The following is a 17082-nucleotide window of genomic DNA, read 5'->3' as shown; positions in this document are numbered from 1 at the left end:
CGACCGTGACGATCGCACGACACGGCGAGCCCTCCCTGCAACGAAGAACGCCCGGCTCTGGGAGCCGGGCGCGGGAGCGGTCGCGAGGACGGGTGCGTCGTGCGCCCGGTCGGCTCGCTCAGTACTTGCGCACGAGCGGAACCGGCTCCGGGGCGGGCGCCGCCGCGACGGTGTAGAGCGGGGCGATGACGCGGAACCAGCCCTCGGTCGAGTAGGCCTCGCGGTTGGTGGCCAGGCCGGTGACCGGCGAGATCTGGCGGGCCGAGGTGGCGACGTCGCGGGCGACCCAGGCCTGGACCGAGAACTTGCCGAAATCGTAGCCGACGAGGCCGCCGAGGGCGAAGCGCCCGCCGCCGCCGCCCACCACGGTGCCGCAGCTGGCGAAGTTGCCGTTGCAGGGCGCGCCGAGAGGCAGCGGGCCGCGGTTCGGCAGGTTGGCGGTGCCGTAGCCGATGGCGCCGATCTCGAACTTGCCGAACTTCTTGGTCGCGGTCAGGTCGAGGTTGAGGGCGTCGGTCGGGAACTGGCTGCCGTAGAAGCCCGGGATGCCGTTGCGGCCGCCGAAGCGGGCCGGCGTGTCGTAGAAGTTGTAGGTCAGGTTGGCGGTGATGTTCCAGCCGTCGCCGGTGTAGCTGATGCCGAAGCCCTGGCGGTAGGTGTTGGAGGCCAGGATCGGCAGGCCGCCGCCGCGGCCGGCATTCAGCTCGTTGAGGTAGACACCCGCCAGGTAGCTGACGCCGATATTGTTGCCGAGATCCCAGGCGAAGATGCCGCCGAGGAACGTGCCGACATTGATGCTGGTGTCGCGGCCGCCGGCGGCGCGCGAGAAGGTGAAGACGGTCGGCGGGGCGATCACCGCCTCGAAGCGGGCGCCGAGCACCTTCCACGGGGTCGACCAGACCAGGACCGGGATGTTGACCGCGGTGTCGGTCGAGGTGAGATTCGGGCCGTCGGGGCTGCGATAGGTGAAGGTGTTGATCGCGTAGACGCCTTCCGGCAGCGGCGCGCCGATCGCGAGGCCGACCTGCTCGCCCGGAACCGTCGTGGTCTGTGCGTAGGACACCGTCGCGGACGCGCACAGCGACAGGGCAGCCGCCCCCGCGGCCAGCCAATACTTGCCCATGATCTTTCCTTCCCTAACGTCCCTGGGGCAGGCTCACGCACAATCCCCGGCCCGGTCGGCGCCCGATCGTTGCGCGCCTCGACCGGACTGGAACGCGCCCGGCCCCCACCCGACGACACAGTCTGAACAAGAACGATGGTCTTCCAGATTGTCCCGGAACGCCAGCCTTTTGCTCGCCAGGAAGGCAAACGACGACCCGGCGTTGCGCAAATGACGCATTTTCGTCATGCACTCGCCGCTTTGTACTTTGGTGGTAATGGGCATCAAAACGGAAACAAAACCCGGCTTGGTGCACCGCACAGACGGATTTTCCGCCCGTGCGGTCAAGCTTCGCGGGTGTTTTCGGCCGAAACGCTACTCGGCCGCTTGCTTGCTGCTCGCCGCCGCCTTGCGCGGCCGGGCCGGGCGGGCGGCCGGCTTCGCGGCGGGCCGGCGGGCCAGGACCTCGCGCAGGAAGCGGCCGGTATGGCTCGCCGCCGAATCGGCGATCGCCTCGGGCGTGCCCTCCGCAACGATGGTGCCGCCGCCGTCGCCGCCCTCCGGCCCCATGTCGATCACCCAGTCGGCGGTCTTGATGACCTCGAGGTTGTGCTCGATCACCACGACGCTGTTGCCCTGGTCGACCAGCTCGTGGAGCACCTCCATCAGCTTGGCGACGTCGTGGAAGTGCAGGCCGGTGGTGGGCTCGTCGAGGATGTAGAGGGTGCGGCCGGTGGCGCGCTTCGACAGCTCCTTGGAGAGCTTCACCCGCTGCGCCTCGCCGCCCGAGAGTGTGGTGGCCTGCTGGCCGACCCGGACGTAGCCGAGGCCGACCCGGGCCAGGGTCTCGAGCTTCTCGCGGATCGCCGGCACCGCCTTGAACAGCTCGGCCGCCTCCTCCACCGTCATGTCGAGCACGTCGGCGATCGAGCGCTCGCGGTACTTCACCTCCAGGGTCTCGCGGTCGTAGCGCTTGCCCTTGCAGACGTCGCAGGTGACGTAGACGTCGGGCAGGAAGTGCATCTCGATCTTGATGACGCCGTCGCCCGAGCAGGCCTCGCAGCGTCCGCCCTTGACGTTGAAGGAGAACCGGCCCGGCTGGTAGCCGCGGGCCTTCGCCTCGGGCAGGCCGGCGAACCAGTCGCGGATCGGCGTGAAGGCGCCGATATAGGTGGCGGGGTTCGAGCGCGGGGTGCGGCCGATCGGCGACTGGTCGATGTCGATGACCTTGTCGAGGTGCTCCAGCCCCTCGATGCGGTCGTGCGGCGCGGGATGCTCGAGGGCGCCGTTGAGCTTGCGCGCCACCGCCTTGTAGAGCGTGTCGACGACGAGCGTCGACTTGCCGCCGCCCGACACCCCGGTGATGCACGTGAAGGTGCCGAGCGGGATCGCCGCGGTCACGTCCTTCAGGTTGTTGCCCCGCGCGCCGACGAGGCGCAGCATCTGCGGCGCCGGCGGCTCGCCCTTGGCCGCCGCGGGCACCGTCTTGGCCTTGCGCCGCATCTTCGGCACCCGCACCGAGAGGGCGCCGGTCAGGTATTGCGCGGTCAGCGAGTTCGGGTCGGCCAGCAATTCCTGCGGCGTGCCCTGCGCCACGATCCGCCCGCCATGGATGCCGGCGCCGGGGCCGACATCGACGACGTAGTCGGCCTGCAGGATCGCGTCCTCGTCGTGCTCGACCACGATCACCGAGTTGCCGAGGTCGCGCAGGCGCTTGAGCGTCCCGAGCAGGCGCTCGTTGTCGCGCTGGTGCAGGCCGATCGAGGGTTCGTCGAGGACATACAGAACGCCGGTCAGCCCCGAGCCGATCTGCGAGGCCAGCCGGATGCGCTGGCTCTCGCCGCCCGACAGCGAGCCCGAGCCGCGGGCGAGCGTCAGGTATTCGAGGCCGACATCGACCAGGAAGGTCAGCCGGTCGCGGATCTCCTTGAGGATGCGGACCGCGATCTCGTTCTGCTTGGGCGTCAGGTGCTCCGGCAATTCGCCGAACCAGCGATGCGCGTCGCGCACCGAGAGCACCGTGGCATCGCCGATGTCCGAGCCGGCGATCTTGACCGCCAGGGCCTCGGGCTTCAGCCGCTTGCCGCCGCAGGCCGAGCACGGCGTCTCGGCCATGAACCGGCCGATATCCTCGCGCGCCGCGTCGCTGTCGGTCTCCTTGTAGCGCCGCTCCAGGTTCGGGATCACGCCCTCGAAGGGCTTGGAGACCTCGTAGGCGCGCAAGCCGTCATTGTAGGCGAAGCGGATATCGTCGCCGTCCGAGCCGTAGAGCACGACCTGCCGGGCGGCCTCGGTGAGCTTCGCCCACGGCGTGTCGGTGCGGAAGCGGTAGTGCCGCGCCAGCGCCTCGAGGGTCTGGCCGTAATAGGGCGAGGTCGATTTCGCCCACGGCGCGACGGCGCCGCGCGACAGGCTGAAGGACTCGTCGGCGATGACGAGCGTCGGGTCGATCCGCATCTCGTGGCCGATGCCGCCGCAGGTCGGGCAGGCGCCGAACGGATTGTTGAAGGAAAAGAGTCTGGGCTCGATCTCGGGAATCGTGAAGCCGGAGACCGGGCAGGCGAAGCGCGACGAGAAGGTGATCGGCTCCGGCGCCTCGCCGTCCTCGGGCGCATCCGCGAAGGTCACCACCGCGATGCCGTCGGCGAGCTCGAGCGCCGTCTCGAACGAATCGGCGAGCCGCGAGGCCATGTCGGCCCGCACGACGATCCGGTCGACCACGACGTCGATGTCGTGCTTGAGCTTCTTGTCGAGCTTCGGCACGTCGTCGATGGCGTAGTACTCGCCGTCGATGCGCAGGCGCTGGAAACCCTTCTTCTGGAACTCGGCGATCTCCTTGCGGTACTCGCCCTTGCGGCCGCGCACCACCGGGGCCAGCAGGTAGAGCCGGGTCTTCTCGGGCAGCGCCAGCACCCGGTCGACCATCTGGCTGACGGTCTGGCTCTCGATCGGCAGGCCGGTCGCCGGCGAGTACGGGATGCCGACCCGCGCCCAGAGCAGGCGCATGTAGTCGTAGATCTCCGTGACGGTGCCGACCGTCGAGCGCGGGTTCTTCGAGGTGGTCTTCTGCTCGATCGAGATCGCCGGCGACAGGCCGTCGATCTGGTCGACGTCCGGCTTCGCCATCATCTCGAGGAACTGGCGGGCATAGGCCGAGAGCGATTCGACGTAGCGGCGCTGCCCCTCGGCGTAGATGGTGTCGAAGGCGAGCGACGACTTGCCCGAGCCGGACAGGCCGGTGAATACCACCAGCTTGTCGCGCGGGATCGTCAGGTCGACGTTCTTCAGGTTGTGCTCGCGGGCGCCCCGCACCGCGATCACGCGCGCTTCCGCGGAACGGTCGAAGAGCTTGTCGAGAGAGGCCATGCAGGAAGGCTCCGGGCCGCCGCCGAACGGGGCGCGGCCAGGCTTGGTGGGACCGGGGACCGGCCGGGAGCCCGCGATGCCGGGAACCCTGTCGACCGTACGGAGGACCAGATGGGGCCTGTCGCACGGATAACCAGATCGGGCTCCCGGCCGGGGCTCCGGTCAATCTCGATCGACGACTAGAACAAACTGCGTACAGCGGCAACCGCCGTGTTCTCACAAGCTGAGCGGTGCGTTGTCGATCACCTCCTTCATGACGAAGAAGGTCCGGGTCTGGCGCACGCCGGGCAGGGCGATGAGGATCTCGCTGTGCATCCGGTTGAAGTCGGCCATGTCCGAGACGCGGATCTTGAGGAAGTAGTCGAAGTCGCCGGCGACGAGGTGGCAGTCGAGCAGCATCGGCATCGCGAGCGCCGCCGCCTCGAAGGCCGAGAAGCTCTCGGGGGTCGAGCGGTCGAGCACCACGCCGACCAGCACCAGCGAGCCGCGCCCGACCCGGTCCGGCGCCACGACGCCGCGCACGCCGCGCAGGTATCCCTCGTCGAACAGCCGCTGGGTGCGGCGGTGGCAGGTCGCCGGGCTGGTGTTGACGCGCTTGGCGAGCTCCGCGTTGCCGATCCGGCCATCCTCCTGCAGCAGCCGGAGAATCTTGACGTCGATCCGGTCGAGCCCAGGGCTCATGAAAGATCCTTCCGCAGGACTGGCAGAAACCGAGCGATCGTAGCACGAAAGCGCGGACCGGGCGCCATACGGGAGCGCATTTCGGGCAAGTTCGAGAGCACCTTCCGCTGGATCGCGGCTAGGATGACGGCGGCTTCCACACAGGACCTCCGCGATGATTCCGTCGATGCTGTCGCAGTTCGAGCGCTACCCCCTGACCTTCGGCCCGACCCCGATCGAGCACCTGCCGCGGCTGACCGCCCATCTCGGCGGCGACGTGCAGATCTACGCCAAGCGCGACGACTGCAATTCGGGCCTCGCCTACGGCGGCAACAAGCTGCGCAAGCTCGAATACATCGTGCCGGACGCGATCGCGTCGGGCGCCGACACCCTGGTGTCGATCGGCGGCGTGCAGTCGAACCACACCCGCATGGTGGCGGCGGTGGCAGCCAAGATCGGCATGAAGTGCCGGGTGATTCAGGAAGCCTGGGTGCCGCACGAGGACGCGGTCTACGACCGGGTCGGCAACATCATGCTGACGCGGATCATGGGCGCCGAGTCGCAGCTCGTCGACGAGGGCTTCGACATCGGCATCCGCGACAGCTGGAAGCAGGCGATCGAGGACGTGAAGGCCAAGGGCGGCAAGCCCTACGCGATTCCCGCCGGCGCCTCGGTGCACAAGTTCGGCGGCCTTGGCTATGTCGGCTTCGCCGAGGAGGTGCGCCGGCAGGAAGCCGAGATGGGCCTGCGCTTCGACTACATCGTGGTCTGCACCGTCACCGGCTCGACCCATGCCGGCATGGTGGTCGGCTTCAAGCCCGACGGCCGGGCCGGCAACGTCATCGGCATCGACGCCTCCTGCACCCCGGCCCAGACCCGGGCGCAGGTGCTGGAGATCGCCCGCAACACCTCGGCGCTCGTCGGCGCCGGCGAGATCACCGAGGACGACGTGGTCATCAAGGAAGACTACGCCTACCCGGTCTACGGCGTGCCCTCGAAGGAGACGGTCGAGGCGATCCGCCTCGCCGCCCGGCTCGAGGCGATGATCACCGACCCGGTCTACGAGGGCAAGTCGATGCAGGGCATGATCGACCTCGTGCAGAAGGGCTTCTTCCCCAAGGGCTCGAAGGTGCTCTACGCCCATCTCGGCGGGGCGCCGGCGCTGAACGGCTACAGCTACACGTTCCGCAACGGGTGAGGGGGAGGCCTGTTCGGCAGACGATCATTCGTCGAACAGACCCCGGACCATCATACCCTCCCTGTCATCCCGGGGCCGCTCGGCGGAACCCGGGATTCATGAACGCCGGCGCCTCCGAAAGAATCGGCACGCTGGTCGCTTCGCTCTGGACCATCAGCGGTTATGGATCCCGGCTTCCCGGCTGCGCCGAGCCCCGGGACGACGCGGAGGGTTTCAGATCCGGGTGCGAGAAACCATCGATGGGAACAGATGAAGCCCGGCCGCTCGTCGCGCGCCGGGCTTCTTCGTCTTCAGCCGTCTCTCGTCACTTGTCCGTGCACAAGCCTTCGGCTGAGAGCCGGCGATGGTGGCGCGGGTCGCAATCGGTCGCCAGGAACGAGGCCCACTCGGCCTTGGTGCCGTAGAAGGCGTTGCGGTCGACGTCGCCGCGCACCCCCGGCACCCGCCCGGTCGAGGTGAACTGCCACAACATCCAGTCGCGGTTGACGTAGCGCTGCTCCGGCTCGGCGGCCGTGGAGCGGACCCAGTGCGGATAATCCGGCAGCTCGCCTTCCAGCACGTCCTTGTGGAACGTGATGTCGGTGTAGATGATCGGCCGCTTGCCGGTATAGGCCTCCATCTCCCGCAGCATGTACTCGGTCATGGCGAGAGCCTGGGCCTTCGGCAGCTTCTTCGGGCAGAGCGCCGAATGGCCGTTCCACTCGACGTCGAGGACCGGGGGGAGGGCGGTCGGGTCGTTGGGGACGTTGCGCTTGAACCAGTCCATCTGGTCCTTGGCGGAGCGGCACCAGAACACGAAGTGGTAGGCGCCCCGCGGCACGCCGGCGCGGCCGGCACCGTCCCAGTTCTCGCGGAAGCGCTCGTCGACGTGGTCGCCGCCCTCGGTCGCCTTGATGTAGGCGAACTGGGTGCCGGCGCCCCGGACCGAGGCCCAGTCGATCGGGCCCTGCCACTTCGACACGTCGATGCCCTGGATCGGGTGCATCTTCGCCTTGGCGACGCCCGGATGGGGCTTCACGTCGCCCTTGGTCGGATAGAAATCGGCCCCCCCGCCGGCGCAGGCCGCGAGCGTCGCGAGGCTCGCCGCCGCCAGGGCGCGCCTGCCCCACAGGACGCCGCGCGACAGGAGGGAGGTCCACGGGGCGGAGGGGATCGTCGACTCCATCGGCATCGGGGCGCGGCCTGACTTGACGCGGAACACTATGGCTATTCGATGCGGTGGGGCCGGTTAATGGAAGCTTGACGGGATCTGAACGGAATTCCGAAATCCGTGGCCGATAAGCCACGTAAGAACCGCCGACAGCTCGCCCCGGCCTCGGCCATCGGGCATAAGCCCCGGCCATGCTTGAGATTTGTCGGGGCGGCGCATGGGCAAGGTTCTGTTTACCATCGGGTACGAAGGCGCCGATCCCGAGCGGTTCGCCGCCGCCTTGCGCGATGCGGGCGTGGCGAGGCTCGCCGATGTGCGGGCGGTGGCGGCCTCGCGCAAGCGCGGCTTCTCGAAGAGCGCGCTCGCCGCCGGCCTGACCGAGGCGGGCATCGCCTACGCGCATCTGCGCGGGCTGGGCACGCCGAAGGCCGGCCGCGAGGCGGCCCGCGCCCACGATGCCGGGCTGATGCGGCGGATCTACTGCGAGGAGGTGCTGGAGACCGGGGCGGGGCAGGCCGCCCTCGACGAGCTGGCAGCGCTCGCCGCGGCCGGCCCGACCTGCCTGCTCTGCTTCGAGCGCGATCCGGAACGCTGCCATCGGCGGGTCCTGAGCGAGCGGTTGGCGGGGCGGGGGTTTTCGATCGTGGACCTGTTCGCCTGAGGCGATCCCGCGATGTCGGTCGGCACCGGACCACGGTGCCGGCGACCCGGGCGAGAGCCGAGGCTGCGTCGCGTGCAGCCGACCCGCGGCCGGTCGGGGAGACGCCGGCACGCCGGACGGCCGGGCCCCTTGGCGGCCGCGGAAAGTCCAGCGCAGGTCGCGGGGAAGACGTCGTCTTGCCGTTCGTCCGGTCTTCCGCCGTTCGTCCGGCAGGCTTCGGTCGGCGGTCTCGCTGCTGCCCCTCGCGTCCATCCGCAGGACGCCTCGGGTTGGGGAAACGCCCATCGTGTCAGTAGATTCAAGAGACAACAACAATCAAGATTCCAGCGTTAAACCAGAATAATCTTGTTATTTCTTCACCTGTCAATCTTTCAGGAAAGACAATTCCAATAAATACGGTTTACACGGCAATTTCGATATCGTCATGTCGATGCGAGCGGTGCCGATCGACGCGATCGAGGATCCGCTCGCCGGGCGGGCGCGCTCAAGCCGAGCCGTCCGTTCGCAACGTGATTTTCAAGATCGGAGGATATCGTCCATGGCGTGGGATATGACGAAATGTCGTTGGGGCGTTCCTGCCAATTTCACCAATACGGATGCCGAGAACGCCGTCAGAAATGCCAATTTCAGCGCATCCGTATACGTCAACATCTCTTCTGCTCAGCAGATGACCAAGCAGGCTTACTGCTTCTATGAGTTCGGCGGTTTCCGCATCTGTGTTGTTGGTCATGTGCACCGAGATTCCAACCAGCAATGGACCATTGCTGGAAATTCCTTCATCCCGGGATGGGCGGGGTGGGACATGACGACACCGGCCAATCAAGTCACGGTGATCGGCGGTCTGCAGGCGGGCGGTGCTTTCCCCGGAGACGACCGCTACCCGCACCCCCTTTGAGCGCCTGTTGGATCGAGAGAACCTCAGTCGCATCCTCCGACGTCTTCCCGGGGCTCGCCGCTTGCGAGACCCCGGGATCCGTCACCGCTGACGGCGGAGGATCACGCGATCAACGTTCCGCCTCATCCTGCGGCGTCAGCGGTGACGGCTTCCGGGTTCCGCTGCGCGGGCCCGGGAGGGCGGGGAGACGTGTCGATATTTATGCAAGATCGAATCGAAGCGCCAATCGAACCGGCTCCGATGGCTACCGGCTATCTTGCCATATCGCGGCACAATCGATTTGTCTTGATTCTCCGGCCGAGAGGCACCGACCGACCAACCGGATCGACAGTGTCGTCGGATCTCTCGCTGTAGCGCGACAGGAAACGAGCCAGCGCGGGCTTGGCGGCGCCGGCACGGGCGAGATCGGACCTGTCTCCCGTCGTATCCGCCGTCCGGCGAGGCGGGCACGACTCGTTCCGGACCATCCCTCCGCCGGTATCGTGGATCCGTGCTCCGCGGTCGACCGCGGAACCGCGATGTCGCTCGTCGTCCGGTCATCGCATGCCGTCTTCGCTCCGACCGGGTGGACCGGGTTGGGCGACGGCCCGGGATCCGCCTCGCCGGACCATGCTCGGGCCCGCTCAGCCCTCGCCCGCCCGCGGCACCGGTGCTTCGCCCGGCAGCGCCCGCGGCCGGCCGAGGCGCCGCCGCCGGGGGAGAGCCGCGTCCTCCGCGTGGGCGGCCTCGATGTTGCCGTAGAACTGGTCGGCGCTCGCCGCCCAGGTGTAGCGCAGGGCCTCCGCCCGGCAGGCCGCGCGCGGGATCGCGAGCGCCGCCCGGGCCGCCGCCCCGAGGTCGTGGCCGAGAACCCCGACATTCGTGCCGCCGATCACGTCGAGGGGACCGGTGACCGGATAGGCCGCCACCGGAAGCCCGCTCGCCAGGGCCTCCAGGAGCACGATGCCGAAGGTGTCGGTCAGGCTCGGGAAGACGAAGACGTCGGAGGCCGCGTAGACCCGGGCGAGCGCCTCGCCGGTGAGGGTGCCGAGGAAGCACGCTGCCGGATCGACGGCGGCGAGCCGCGCCCGGTCCGGCCCGTCGCCGACGACGAGCTTGGTGCCGGGCAGGTCGAGGCGCAGGAAGGCCTCGACGTTCTTCTCCACGGCGAGCCGCCCGACGAACAGGAAGAACGGCCGGGGCAGGCCCGCCAGCGCCCCGGGCGCGGCCTCGCCGTCGCGGGGATGGAACAGGTCGGTGTCGACGCCGCGGGTCCAGCGCATCAGCCGCCCGAAGCCGCGACCCGCGAGGTCGCGCTCGAGCGACGGCGTGCTCACCATGGTGCCGCTCGCCGCGCCGTGGAAGCGGCGCAAGCACGCATAGCTCCAGCGCTCCGGCACCGGCAGGCGGGCGGCGAGGTATTCGGGGAAGCGGGTGTGGTAGCTCGTGGTGAAGGGGCGCCCCTGCGCCAGGCAGACCCGTCGCGTCGCGAGCCCGATCGGCCCCTCGGTGGCGATGTGGACGTGGGTGGGGGCGAGCGCCGGGAACCGCGCCGCGACGCCCCGGGCGGTCACGAGCGACAGGCGGATCTCGGGGTAGCCCGGCAGCGGCACGCTGGCGAAGTCGAGCGGCGTCAGCATCACCGGGTCGTGGCCGCGCCGGCGCCCCGCCGCGACCATGTGCTCGAGCGAGCGGACGACGCCGTTGACCTGGGGGTGCCAGGCATCGGTCGCGACGAGGAGCCTCACGCGACGGCCCGGGTGCCGGGGGCCGCGGCGGCCGGCAGGGGGTGACGCGCGGCGGGCGCCAGCTCCTCGACCGGGGCGGCCGGGCGCGGGCGCGCGGCGAGGGGCGCCGGGGCCTCGGCGTTGGCGCGGCTCCACTCGGCGAAGCGGATCACCTCCATCGTGCCGTCGTAATGCTCGACCACCGCGGTGCAGGATTCGACCCAGTCGCCGGTGTTGAGATAGTGCATGTCGCCGACCATGCGGCTCGCCGCGTGGTGGATGTGGCCGCAGATCACCCCGTCGGCCTCGGCCCGGCGGGCCTCGGCGATCAGGAATTCCTCGAACCGGCCGATGAAGTTGACCGCGTTCTTGACCTTCAGCTTGGCCCAGGCCGAGAGCGACCAGTAGGTCAGGCCGAGGCGGCGCCGCACCCAGTTGAGATGGGTGTTGACGAACAAGGCCGCCGTGTACGCGCCGTCGCCGAGCAGCGCCAGCCAGCGGGCGTGGCGCACCACGAGGTCGAACTGGTCGCCGTGGATGACGAGGTAGCGCTTTCCGTCCGCCGCCTCGTGCAGCACCTGGTCCTGGATCTCGATCCCGCCGAAATGCATGTCGAGGAAGTCGCGCAGGAACTCGTCGTGGTTGCCCGGCACGTAGACGAGCCGGGATCCCTTTCGCACCTTCCGCAGCAGCTTCTGCACCACGTCGTTGTGCGATTGCGGCCAGTACCAGCCCGAGCGCAGCTTCCAGCCGTCGACGATGTCGCCGACGAGGTAGATCTCGTCGGCATCGACGTCCCGCAGGAACTCGAGCAGCAAATCGGCCTGGCAGCCCTTGGTTCCCAGATGGATATCCGAGAGGAACAGGGTTCGCACGCGAAGCGCGTCGGCGTCCTCGGCCACGTGCATTCTCCTTGGCGGCGTCTCGCGCCAGCCAAACCCCATTCGCGTATCACTTTGATGACGCGGAGCCGGACCGGGACAGCGCGGCCGGGGATGCAGGCCGAAATCCGTTTGCGGAGACTTAAACGAGACCATGCGGATCGCGCAGGTCAGCCGCCCGGGCCGGCCTCTACCTCGGCCGTGCCGATTCGTGGTTCTGACAGGACGCCCCGCCGCGTGCCCCGCGGCCGCGCACCTCCCCCGACCGTCAGAAAAGCGCCCCGCCCATGGCAGCCCCCCTCGTCGTCCCCGGCCGTTCGGTCACCGGATCTGGCGCGTCGGGCCGTGCGGCCGCGCGGCCCTATCTTGGGATCGGGCTGAAGGTGCTCTCGGCGCTCGCCTTCACGCTGATGTCGGCCGGCGTGAAGATCCTGGCCGACCGGTTCCCGACCGGCGAGATCGTGTTCTTCCGCTGTTTCATCGCCATCGCGCCGCTGCTGCTGTGGCTGCGCTGGCAGGGCAGCGTGCGCGACGCCGTGCGCACGCAGAACCTCAGGGGCCACATCCTGCGCAGCATCATCGGTGCCTGCGGCATGTTCGCGGGCTTCGCCGGGCTGTCCTTCCTGCCGCTCTCGGATGCCGTCGCGATCGGCTACGCCTCGCCGATCCTCGTCGTGGTGCTGGCGGCGATCGTGCTGCGCGAGAAGGTCCAGGCCTATCGCTGGGCCGGCGTGAGCGTCGGCTTCCTCGGCGTGCTGATCACGCTCGCCCCCCACCTCGAATTCGGCGGATCGAATGGCGGCGGCGCGACCGGCGCCCTGTTCGCGATCCTGGCGGCGGGCTGCTCGGCGGCGGCCACGATCCAGGTCCGCAAGCTCACCGGCACCGAGCGCACCGGCGCCATCGTGCTCTACTTCTTCCTGTTTACCTCGCTCCTCGGCCTCTCGACCCTGGCGCTCGGCTGGCGGATGCCGGGCCTGTCCGACCTCGCCCTGTTCGTGGTCGTCGGCGTGCTCGGCGGCATCGGGCAGATCCTGCTCACCGAGAGCTATCGCCACGGCGACGCCTCGCTGGTCGCGCCGTTCGAGTACACCACCATGCTGTGGTCGGTGCTGATCGGCTGGTTCGTGTTCGGCCAGCTGCCTACCGCGGCGATCGCGGTCGGCGGCGGCATCGTCGCGGCGGCCGGCGTGTTCGTGGTCTGGCGCGAGCGGCGCCTCGTCGTCGAGCGGGCCCGCGAGGCGGCGGGCGGCGCGCGGGCGGGCTGACACGCCACCGTTGACGCCCCGGCGCGCTCGCCCTTACTCCGGGGGATCGTCGATCGGCCCCCCGGGTCCAGCAGGGAAGCGCCCCATGCCCGCATGCCCCATCCACGTCGCGCGGGAGCCTGCCCGTGACCTCTGAGGGCAACCACGCGACCGTGCCGGTGGACCTGCGGCTCTACGGCCTCCTCGACGTCGGGGTCTGCGGCGGCGATGCCGAGCACCTCGCCCGGATGGCGGCGGAGGCGGCCGCGGGCGGCTGCACCCTGCTGCAATACCGCGAGAAGACGATCGGCAACGCCCGCGAGACCGTGGCACGCTTGCGCCGGATTCACGCGGCGCTCCAGGGCAGCGGCGTGCCGCTCCTGATGAACGACCGGGTCGACCTGGCGCTCGCGGCCGGGCTCGAGGGCGTGCATCTCGGCCAGGAGGACATGCACCCGGCCGATGCGCGGCGCCTGCTCGGCCGCGACGCGATCGTCGGGCTCACCGTCAAGAACGCCGCCCAGGCCGACGAACTCTACCGCCTGCCGGTCGATTACGCCTGCATCGGCGGGGTGTTCGCCACGACTAGCAAGAACAACCCGGACCCGCCGGTCGGGCTCGACGGGCTCAACCGCATCGTGTTCCGGGCGCGGCTCGCCCGCGGCGCTTCCCTGCCGGTCGGGGCGATCGCCGGGATCGACCGCAGCAACGCCGCGGCGACGATCGGGGCGGGGGCGGACGGCGTCGCGCTGATCTCGGCGCTGTTCGGCACCGGCCGCGACGTCGAGGCCCGGGCCCGCGACCTGCGCGGGGTGATCGACGGGGCGCTCGCGGCCCGGGGCGCCGCATGATCGCCGTGACGATCGCGGGTTCCGATTCCGGCGGCGGCGCCGGCATCCAGGCCGATCTCAAGACCTTCTCGGCGCTCGGCGTCTACGGCGCCAGCGTGGTGACGGCGCTCACCGCCCAGAACACCCGGGGCGTGCAGGCGATCCACGACGTGGAACCTGAATTCGTCGCCCGCCAGATCGAGAGCGTGTTCACGGATCTCGACGTGACGGCGGTGAAGATCGGCATGCTCTCGCGCATCCCGACGATCACGGCCGTGGCCGAGGGGCTCGCCCGCCACGGCGCGGGCCTGCCCCGGGTCCTCGATCCGGTGATGGTGGCGACGAGCGGCGACCGCCTGCTCGCCGACGACGCCGTCGAGGCCCTGCGCACCAAGCTCCTGCCCCACGCCTCCGTGCTGACCCCGAACCTGCCCGAGGCCGCGGTGCTGCTCGGGGAAGGGATCGCCGCGACCGAGGCGGCGATGCTCGATCAGGGCCGGCGCCTCCTGGCGCTCGGGCCGGCCGCGGTGCTGATGAAGGGCGGCCACGCCGCCGGCCCGGAGAGCGTCGACCTCCTGGTCGGCCCCGGCGATTCCGTCCTGCGCCTCACCGGTCCGCGGATCGAGACCCGCAACACCCACGGCACCGGCTGCACCCTGTCGGCGGCGCTCGCCGCCGGGCTCGCCCGCGGCCTGCCGCTGCCGGAGGCGGCCCGGGCGGCCAAGGCCTATCTGAGCGCGGCGCTCGCCGCCGCGGGGCGCCTGCGGATCGGGCACGGCAACGGCCCGGTGCACCACTTCCACGCCTGGTGGAACTGACGTCCCATCCCGCCGGAATCGGCCCGCGCGGTCGCATGAACCCTTGCGCAGTCCGGGCGATTGCGTTTGATGGAGCGTACGGGCGTTCGGAATGCGGAACGCCGCGCGGCGATCGAGCGGGATTCAAGGGCGGGCGATGGGCGTCGAGCGGGGGCGGGAGCGCGGCAAGGACCTGTTGACCGGCGCGCAGGTGCTGTCGGGGCAGCTCGGCAAGACCATCCAGCGCCTGCGCAAGGCCTACAACCTGTCGCTCTCCGAGCTCGCCGAGCAATCCGGCGTCGCGAAGTCGATCATCAGCCAGATCGAGCGCAACGAGACCAACCCGACGCTGGCGACGATCTGGCGCCTCAGCCAGGCCCTCGACGTCTCGATCGAGCGGGTGCTCGCCACCGGCGACGAGGAGCCGTTCATCGAGAAGTCGTCCCGGGCCGACACGCCGATCCTGGTCTCCGACGACGGCCGGATGCGGCTCGCGATCATCGGCTGGATCAAGACCGTCGAGTGGCTGCAATGGTACGACCTCTCGGCCGATCCCGGCGGCGTGCTCGATTCCGACGCCCACCAGCGCGGCTCGGTCGAGTGCCTGTCGGTCACCGAGGGCGAGTTCGAGGTCGACGTCGCCGGCGCGGTGCAGCGGGCCCGGGCCGGCGAGACCCTGCGCTACCGCTGCGACCGTCCCCACACCGTGCGCTGCATCGGCGAGGCGACGGGGCGCGCCTTCATGGTGGTGATCATGAAGGCGGCGGTGATGGAGTGACGCGCGCCGCCGCGGTCAAACCTTAGGGAAGCCGGACACCGAATCTTATCGGGTCGGTTCGACAGTCGACATGACGCAGAGGAAGCGGCATGTCGAACCTTATCGCCCTGTCCGGCTTGCCGGCGCGCGGCCCGCTGGTCCTGCGGCGGGGACCCGGGGCGGCGTCCCGGCTCGGCTGGATCGTACTCGGAACGGCCGGTCTCGGCCTGCTCGCCGCGGCGTCCGTCGGCGGCTTCCGGATCGCCGACCACGTCCTCATCGCCCTGATGCAGCTCGTCGCCCTCGGGGGCTGCGGCGCGGCGATCCGCGCCCGCGGCTGGGTCCGGGTCGGAACCGCCGCCGACATCGCCGCCCAGCTCCTGCTTGCCGGCCTGCTCGCGCCTCTCCTGAGCGTCGTGGCGGCGAGCACGAACCTGCCCTATCGCGACGAGGACCTGCTCGCGCTCGACGCGGCGCTGTTCGGCTTCGACTGGGGCCACGTGGTCGCCCTGGCCCAGACCCGATCGCTCCTGATGGAGGTCCTGAGCCACGTCTACGCGAGCCTGATGCAGCAGCTCGTGATCCTGTTCGCGCTGCTCCTGGCCGCCGGGCGGACGGCCCGGGCGCAGGCCTTCTGCCTCGCCTGGATCCTGACGCTCGCCGCCACCATCGCGATCTTCCCGCTGGTGCCGGCGCTCGGGGGTTACCTGCACCACGGCGTGGCGCAGGACGACACGCACGTGCTGGTCTCGGCGGCATGGCGCCACGTCGACATCCTCGGCCCGGCCCGCGACGGCACGCTCTCGGCCCTGACCGGCGAGAGCCTGGGGGGCATCGTGACCTTCCCGAGCTTCCACGCCGCGGCCGCAGCGCTCCTCGCCTGGGGGTTCTGGGGGCTGCCGGTGCTGCGCTGGCCCGCCCTCGCGCTCAATCTGGCGATGCTCGCCGCGACGCCGGTGATCGGCGGGCACTACCTGGTCGACGTCGTCGCCGGCCTCGTGCTCGCCGGTCTCGCGCTCGGGTTCGTGCGGCTCCTGACTCGGATGCCGGCCGCGCCGTGAGCGCAGACCGGCATCGCCGTCGTCACGCCGCCGCTCCGACCCAGCGCACGATGTCGGCGAGCACGGTGGACAAGGCACGGTCGAGCCCGTTGGCCGCGCTCCCGGCATCGACCGCCGCGACCGGGACGCGCGCCTGGAACACCCGGGCGGCGGCCACCGTGCCGGTCGCCTCGGAGACGAGCTTGACCGAGATGTCGACCACCGCCTCGCGCGATCCGGCCGCGATGTCGAAGGCGCGGATCTCGGTCACCAGCACCGTATCGGCCGCGACCTTGTCGCCGGGCCGGCTCACCGAGCGCAGGCGCCCGGTATTCTCCAGGCTCTGGAGCAGGCGGGCCTGGATCAGGCGCGGCAGGCGGTCGGCCCACTGGCCGCCGCCGAGGAACGACAGGGAGCCGCCGGGCTCGCGCACGATGATCCGGTCGGCCTCGAACGGTTGCAGGCCGACCGGTTCGGCCACCACGATCGATCGCCGGGCCGGGCCGCTGCGGGCCGCCCCCGGGACGGCGGTGAGATCGAAGGTCGTCGGCACCGCGCCGCCGCAGGCGCCGAGGAGCAGGGGCAGGCCGGCCGCCAGGACCCCGGCGGCGAGGAGCGGGCCGGACCGGCGAGCGCGGCGCGGAGGGATGACCGTGAGAGGCATGGCGGCGGGAGGACCGAGGGCGGGCAGGGCCGGCGCGAACCGGAACCCTCGCCCAGAAGCTTGACCGGACATGACCTGACAACGCCCGGCCGGGCGCGCGGGTGCAACCGCCGCGAGGCTGGGCTGCA

Annotated in this window: 15 protein-coding genes; 8 read left to right on the top strand and 7 right to left on the bottom strand. The window is 70.3% G+C overall.

All coding sequences use genetic code 11. The features are described 5' to 3' along the window. Positions 1 to 118: 118 nt before the first annotated feature. The 3 genes from A5481_RS04495 to A5481_RS04485 form a co-directional block, all read right to left on the bottom strand. Positions 119 to 1123: a transporter family protein gene (locus A5481_RS04495; RefSeq protein WP_048433176.1), complete on the bottom strand. Its 1005-nt coding sequence runs from the start codon at positions 1121 to 1123 to the stop codon at positions 119 to 121. A gap of 354 nt (positions 1124 to 1477) precedes the next feature. Continuing rightward, positions 1478 to 4468: an excinuclease ABC subunit UvrA gene (uvrA, locus tag A5481_RS04490; RefSeq protein WP_048433177.1), complete on the bottom strand. Its 2991-nt coding sequence runs from the start codon at positions 4466 to 4468 to the stop codon at positions 1478 to 1480. A 216-nt stretch (positions 4469 to 4684) separates the two neighbouring features. Next, positions 4685 to 5149 (bottom strand): Lrp/AsnC family transcriptional regulator, encoded by a 465-nt coding sequence (locus A5481_RS04485; RefSeq protein WP_048433178.1) that lies wholly within the window; start codon positions 5147 to 5149, stop codon positions 4685 to 4687. Between the two features lie 166 nt (positions 5150 to 5315). Between A5481_RS04485 and A5481_RS04480 the strand changes: the two genes are divergently transcribed. After that, on the top strand, positions 5316 to 6326 hold the full coding sequence (locus A5481_RS04480) for a 1-aminocyclopropane-1-carboxylate deaminase (RefSeq protein WP_048433203.1): 1011 nt from the start codon (positions 5316 to 5318) through the stop codon (positions 6324 to 6326). Between the two features lie 304 nt (positions 6327 to 6630). Here the strand turns inward: A5481_RS04480 and A5481_RS04475 are convergent, their stop codons facing one another. Continuing rightward, positions 6631 to 7491, bottom strand: coding sequence for a glycoside hydrolase family 25 protein (locus tag A5481_RS04475; RefSeq protein WP_425339727.1), 861 nt, complete (start codon positions 7489 to 7491; stop codon positions 6631 to 6633). 202 nt (positions 7492 to 7693) lie between these two features. Here A5481_RS04475 and A5481_RS04470 point away from each other — a divergent pair, with 202 nt between their 5' ends. Both A5481_RS04470 and A5481_RS33255 read left to right on the top strand, forming a co-directional pair. Beyond that, positions 7694 to 8137 (top strand): DUF488 domain-containing protein, encoded by a 444-nt coding sequence (locus tag A5481_RS04470; RefSeq protein ID WP_048433179.1) that lies wholly within the window; start codon positions 7694 to 7696, stop codon positions 8135 to 8137. A gap of 424 nt (positions 8138 to 8561) precedes the next feature. Further along, entirely contained in the window at positions 8562 to 9032 is a 471-nt protein-coding gene (locus A5481_RS33255) for a hypothetical protein (protein WP_156311785.1), read from the top strand. A gap of 623 nt (positions 9033 to 9655) precedes the next feature. Here the strand turns inward: A5481_RS33255 and A5481_RS04465 are convergent. Continuing rightward, positions 9656 to 10759, bottom strand: a complete 1104-nt coding sequence (locus A5481_RS04465; protein ID WP_048433180.1) for a glycosyltransferase family 4 protein — start codon at positions 10757 to 10759, stop codon at positions 9656 to 9658. Continuing rightward, positions 10756 to 11646: a UDP-2,3-diacylglucosamine diphosphatase gene (locus tag A5481_RS04460; protein ID WP_425339728.1), complete on the bottom strand. Its 891-nt coding sequence runs from the start codon at positions 11644 to 11646 to the stop codon at positions 10756 to 10758. Before A5481_RS04460 ends, A5481_RS04465 begins: the two co-directional genes overlap by 4 nt. Positions 11647 to 11906: 260 nt before the next feature. Between A5481_RS04460 and A5481_RS04455 the strand changes: the two genes are divergently transcribed. The 5 genes from A5481_RS04455 (at position 11907) to A5481_RS04435 (ending at position 16311) form a co-directional block, all read left to right on the top strand. Then, the gene (locus A5481_RS04455; RefSeq protein WP_048433181.1) at positions 11907 to 12887 is read left to right on the top strand and encodes a DMT family transporter; all 981 of its coding nucleotides are present in this window, start codon (positions 11907 to 11909) and stop codon (positions 12885 to 12887) included. Between the two features lie 125 nt (positions 12888 to 13012). Further along, positions 13013 to 13717, top strand: a complete 705-nt coding sequence (gene thiE, locus A5481_RS04450) for a thiamine phosphate synthase (protein WP_048433182.1) — start codon at positions 13013 to 13015, stop codon at positions 13715 to 13717. Continuing rightward, on the top strand, positions 13714 to 14514 hold the full coding sequence (gene thiD / locus A5481_RS04445) for a bifunctional hydroxymethylpyrimidine kinase/phosphomethylpyrimidine kinase (RefSeq protein ID WP_048433183.1): 801 nt from the start codon (positions 13714 to 13716) through the stop codon (positions 14512 to 14514). The genes thiE and thiD overlap by 4 nt, the downstream gene beginning before the upstream one ends. A 136-nt stretch (positions 14515 to 14650) precedes the next feature. Continuing rightward, complete coding sequence (locus A5481_RS04440) at positions 14651 to 15271, top strand: helix-turn-helix domain-containing protein (RefSeq protein WP_048433184.1); 621 nt, start codon at positions 14651 to 14653, stop codon at positions 15269 to 15271. 89 nt (positions 15272 to 15360) lie between these two features. Next, positions 15361 to 16311 carry a phosphatase PAP2 family protein gene (locus tag A5481_RS04435; protein ID WP_053082312.1) on the top strand — a complete coding sequence of 317 codons (951 nt, stop codon included), beginning with the start codon at positions 15361 to 15363 and terminating at the stop codon, positions 16309 to 16311. A gap of 22 nt (positions 16312 to 16333) precedes the next feature. Here the strand turns inward: A5481_RS04435 and A5481_RS04430 are convergent, their stop codons facing one another. Then, on the bottom strand, positions 16334 to 16954 hold the full coding sequence (locus A5481_RS04430) for an ABC-type transport auxiliary lipoprotein family protein (protein ID WP_048433185.1): 621 nt from the start codon (positions 16952 to 16954) through the stop codon (positions 16334 to 16336). Positions 16955 to 17082 lie beyond the last annotated feature (128 nt).

It is taken from the genome of Methylobacterium platani, assembly GCF_001653715.1.
GTDB lineage: Bacteria > Pseudomonadota > Alphaproteobacteria > Rhizobiales > Beijerinckiaceae > Methylobacterium > Methylobacterium platani.
Note: the sequence above shows the minus strand (reverse complement) of the source record. Positions and strands in the feature narration are given on the sequence as shown.

What these genes read in the sequence shown, in the direction of transcription:
- thiD (WP_048433183.1), top strand. Translation starts at nt 13,714, where the DNA reads ATGATCGCCGTGACGATCGCGGGTTCCGATTCCGGCGGCGGCGCCGGC.
- A5481_RS04485 (WP_048433178.1), bottom strand. Translation starts at nt 5,149, where the DNA reads ATGAGCCCTGGGCTCGACCGGATCGACGTCAAGATTCTCCGGCTGCTG.
- A5481_RS04495 (WP_048433176.1), bottom strand. Translation starts at nt 1,123, where the DNA reads ATGGGCAAGTATTGGCTGGCCGCGGGGGCGGCTGCCCTGTCGCTGTGC.
- A5481_RS04480 (WP_048433203.1), top strand. Translation starts at nt 5,316, where the DNA reads ATGCTGTCGCAGTTCGAGCGCTACCCCCTGACCTTCGGCCCGACCCCG.
- A5481_RS33255 (WP_156311785.1), top strand. Translation starts at nt 8,562, where the DNA reads ATGTCGATGCGAGCGGTGCCGATCGACGCGATCGAGGATCCGCTCGCC.
- A5481_RS04430 (WP_048433185.1), bottom strand. Translation starts at nt 16,954, where the DNA reads ATGCCTCTCACGGTCATCCCTCCGCGCCGCGCTCGCCGGTCCGGCCCG.
- A5481_RS04470 (WP_048433179.1), top strand. Translation starts at nt 7,694, where the DNA reads ATGGGCAAGGTTCTGTTTACCATCGGGTACGAAGGCGCCGATCCCGAG.
- A5481_RS04440 (WP_048433184.1), top strand. Translation starts at nt 14,651, where the DNA reads ATGGGCGTCGAGCGGGGGCGGGAGCGCGGCAAGGACCTGTTGACCGGC.
- A5481_RS04475 (WP_425339727.1), bottom strand. Translation starts at nt 7,491, where the DNA reads ATGGAGTCGACGATCCCCTCCGCCCCGTGGACCTCCCTCCTGTCGCGC.
- A5481_RS04435 (WP_053082312.1), top strand. Translation starts at nt 15,361, where the DNA reads ATGTCGAACCTTATCGCCCTGTCCGGCTTGCCGGCGCGCGGCCCGCTG.
- A5481_RS04460 (WP_425339728.1), bottom strand. Translation starts at nt 11,646, where the DNA reads ATGCACGTGGCCGAGGACGCCGACGCGCTTCGCGTGCGAACCCTGTTC.
- uvrA (WP_048433177.1), bottom strand. Translation starts at nt 4,468, where the DNA reads ATGGCCTCTCTCGACAAGCTCTTCGACCGTTCCGCGGAAGCGCGCGTG.
- A5481_RS04455 (WP_048433181.1), top strand. Translation starts at nt 11,907, where the DNA reads ATGGCAGCCCCCCTCGTCGTCCCCGGCCGTTCGGTCACCGGATCTGGC.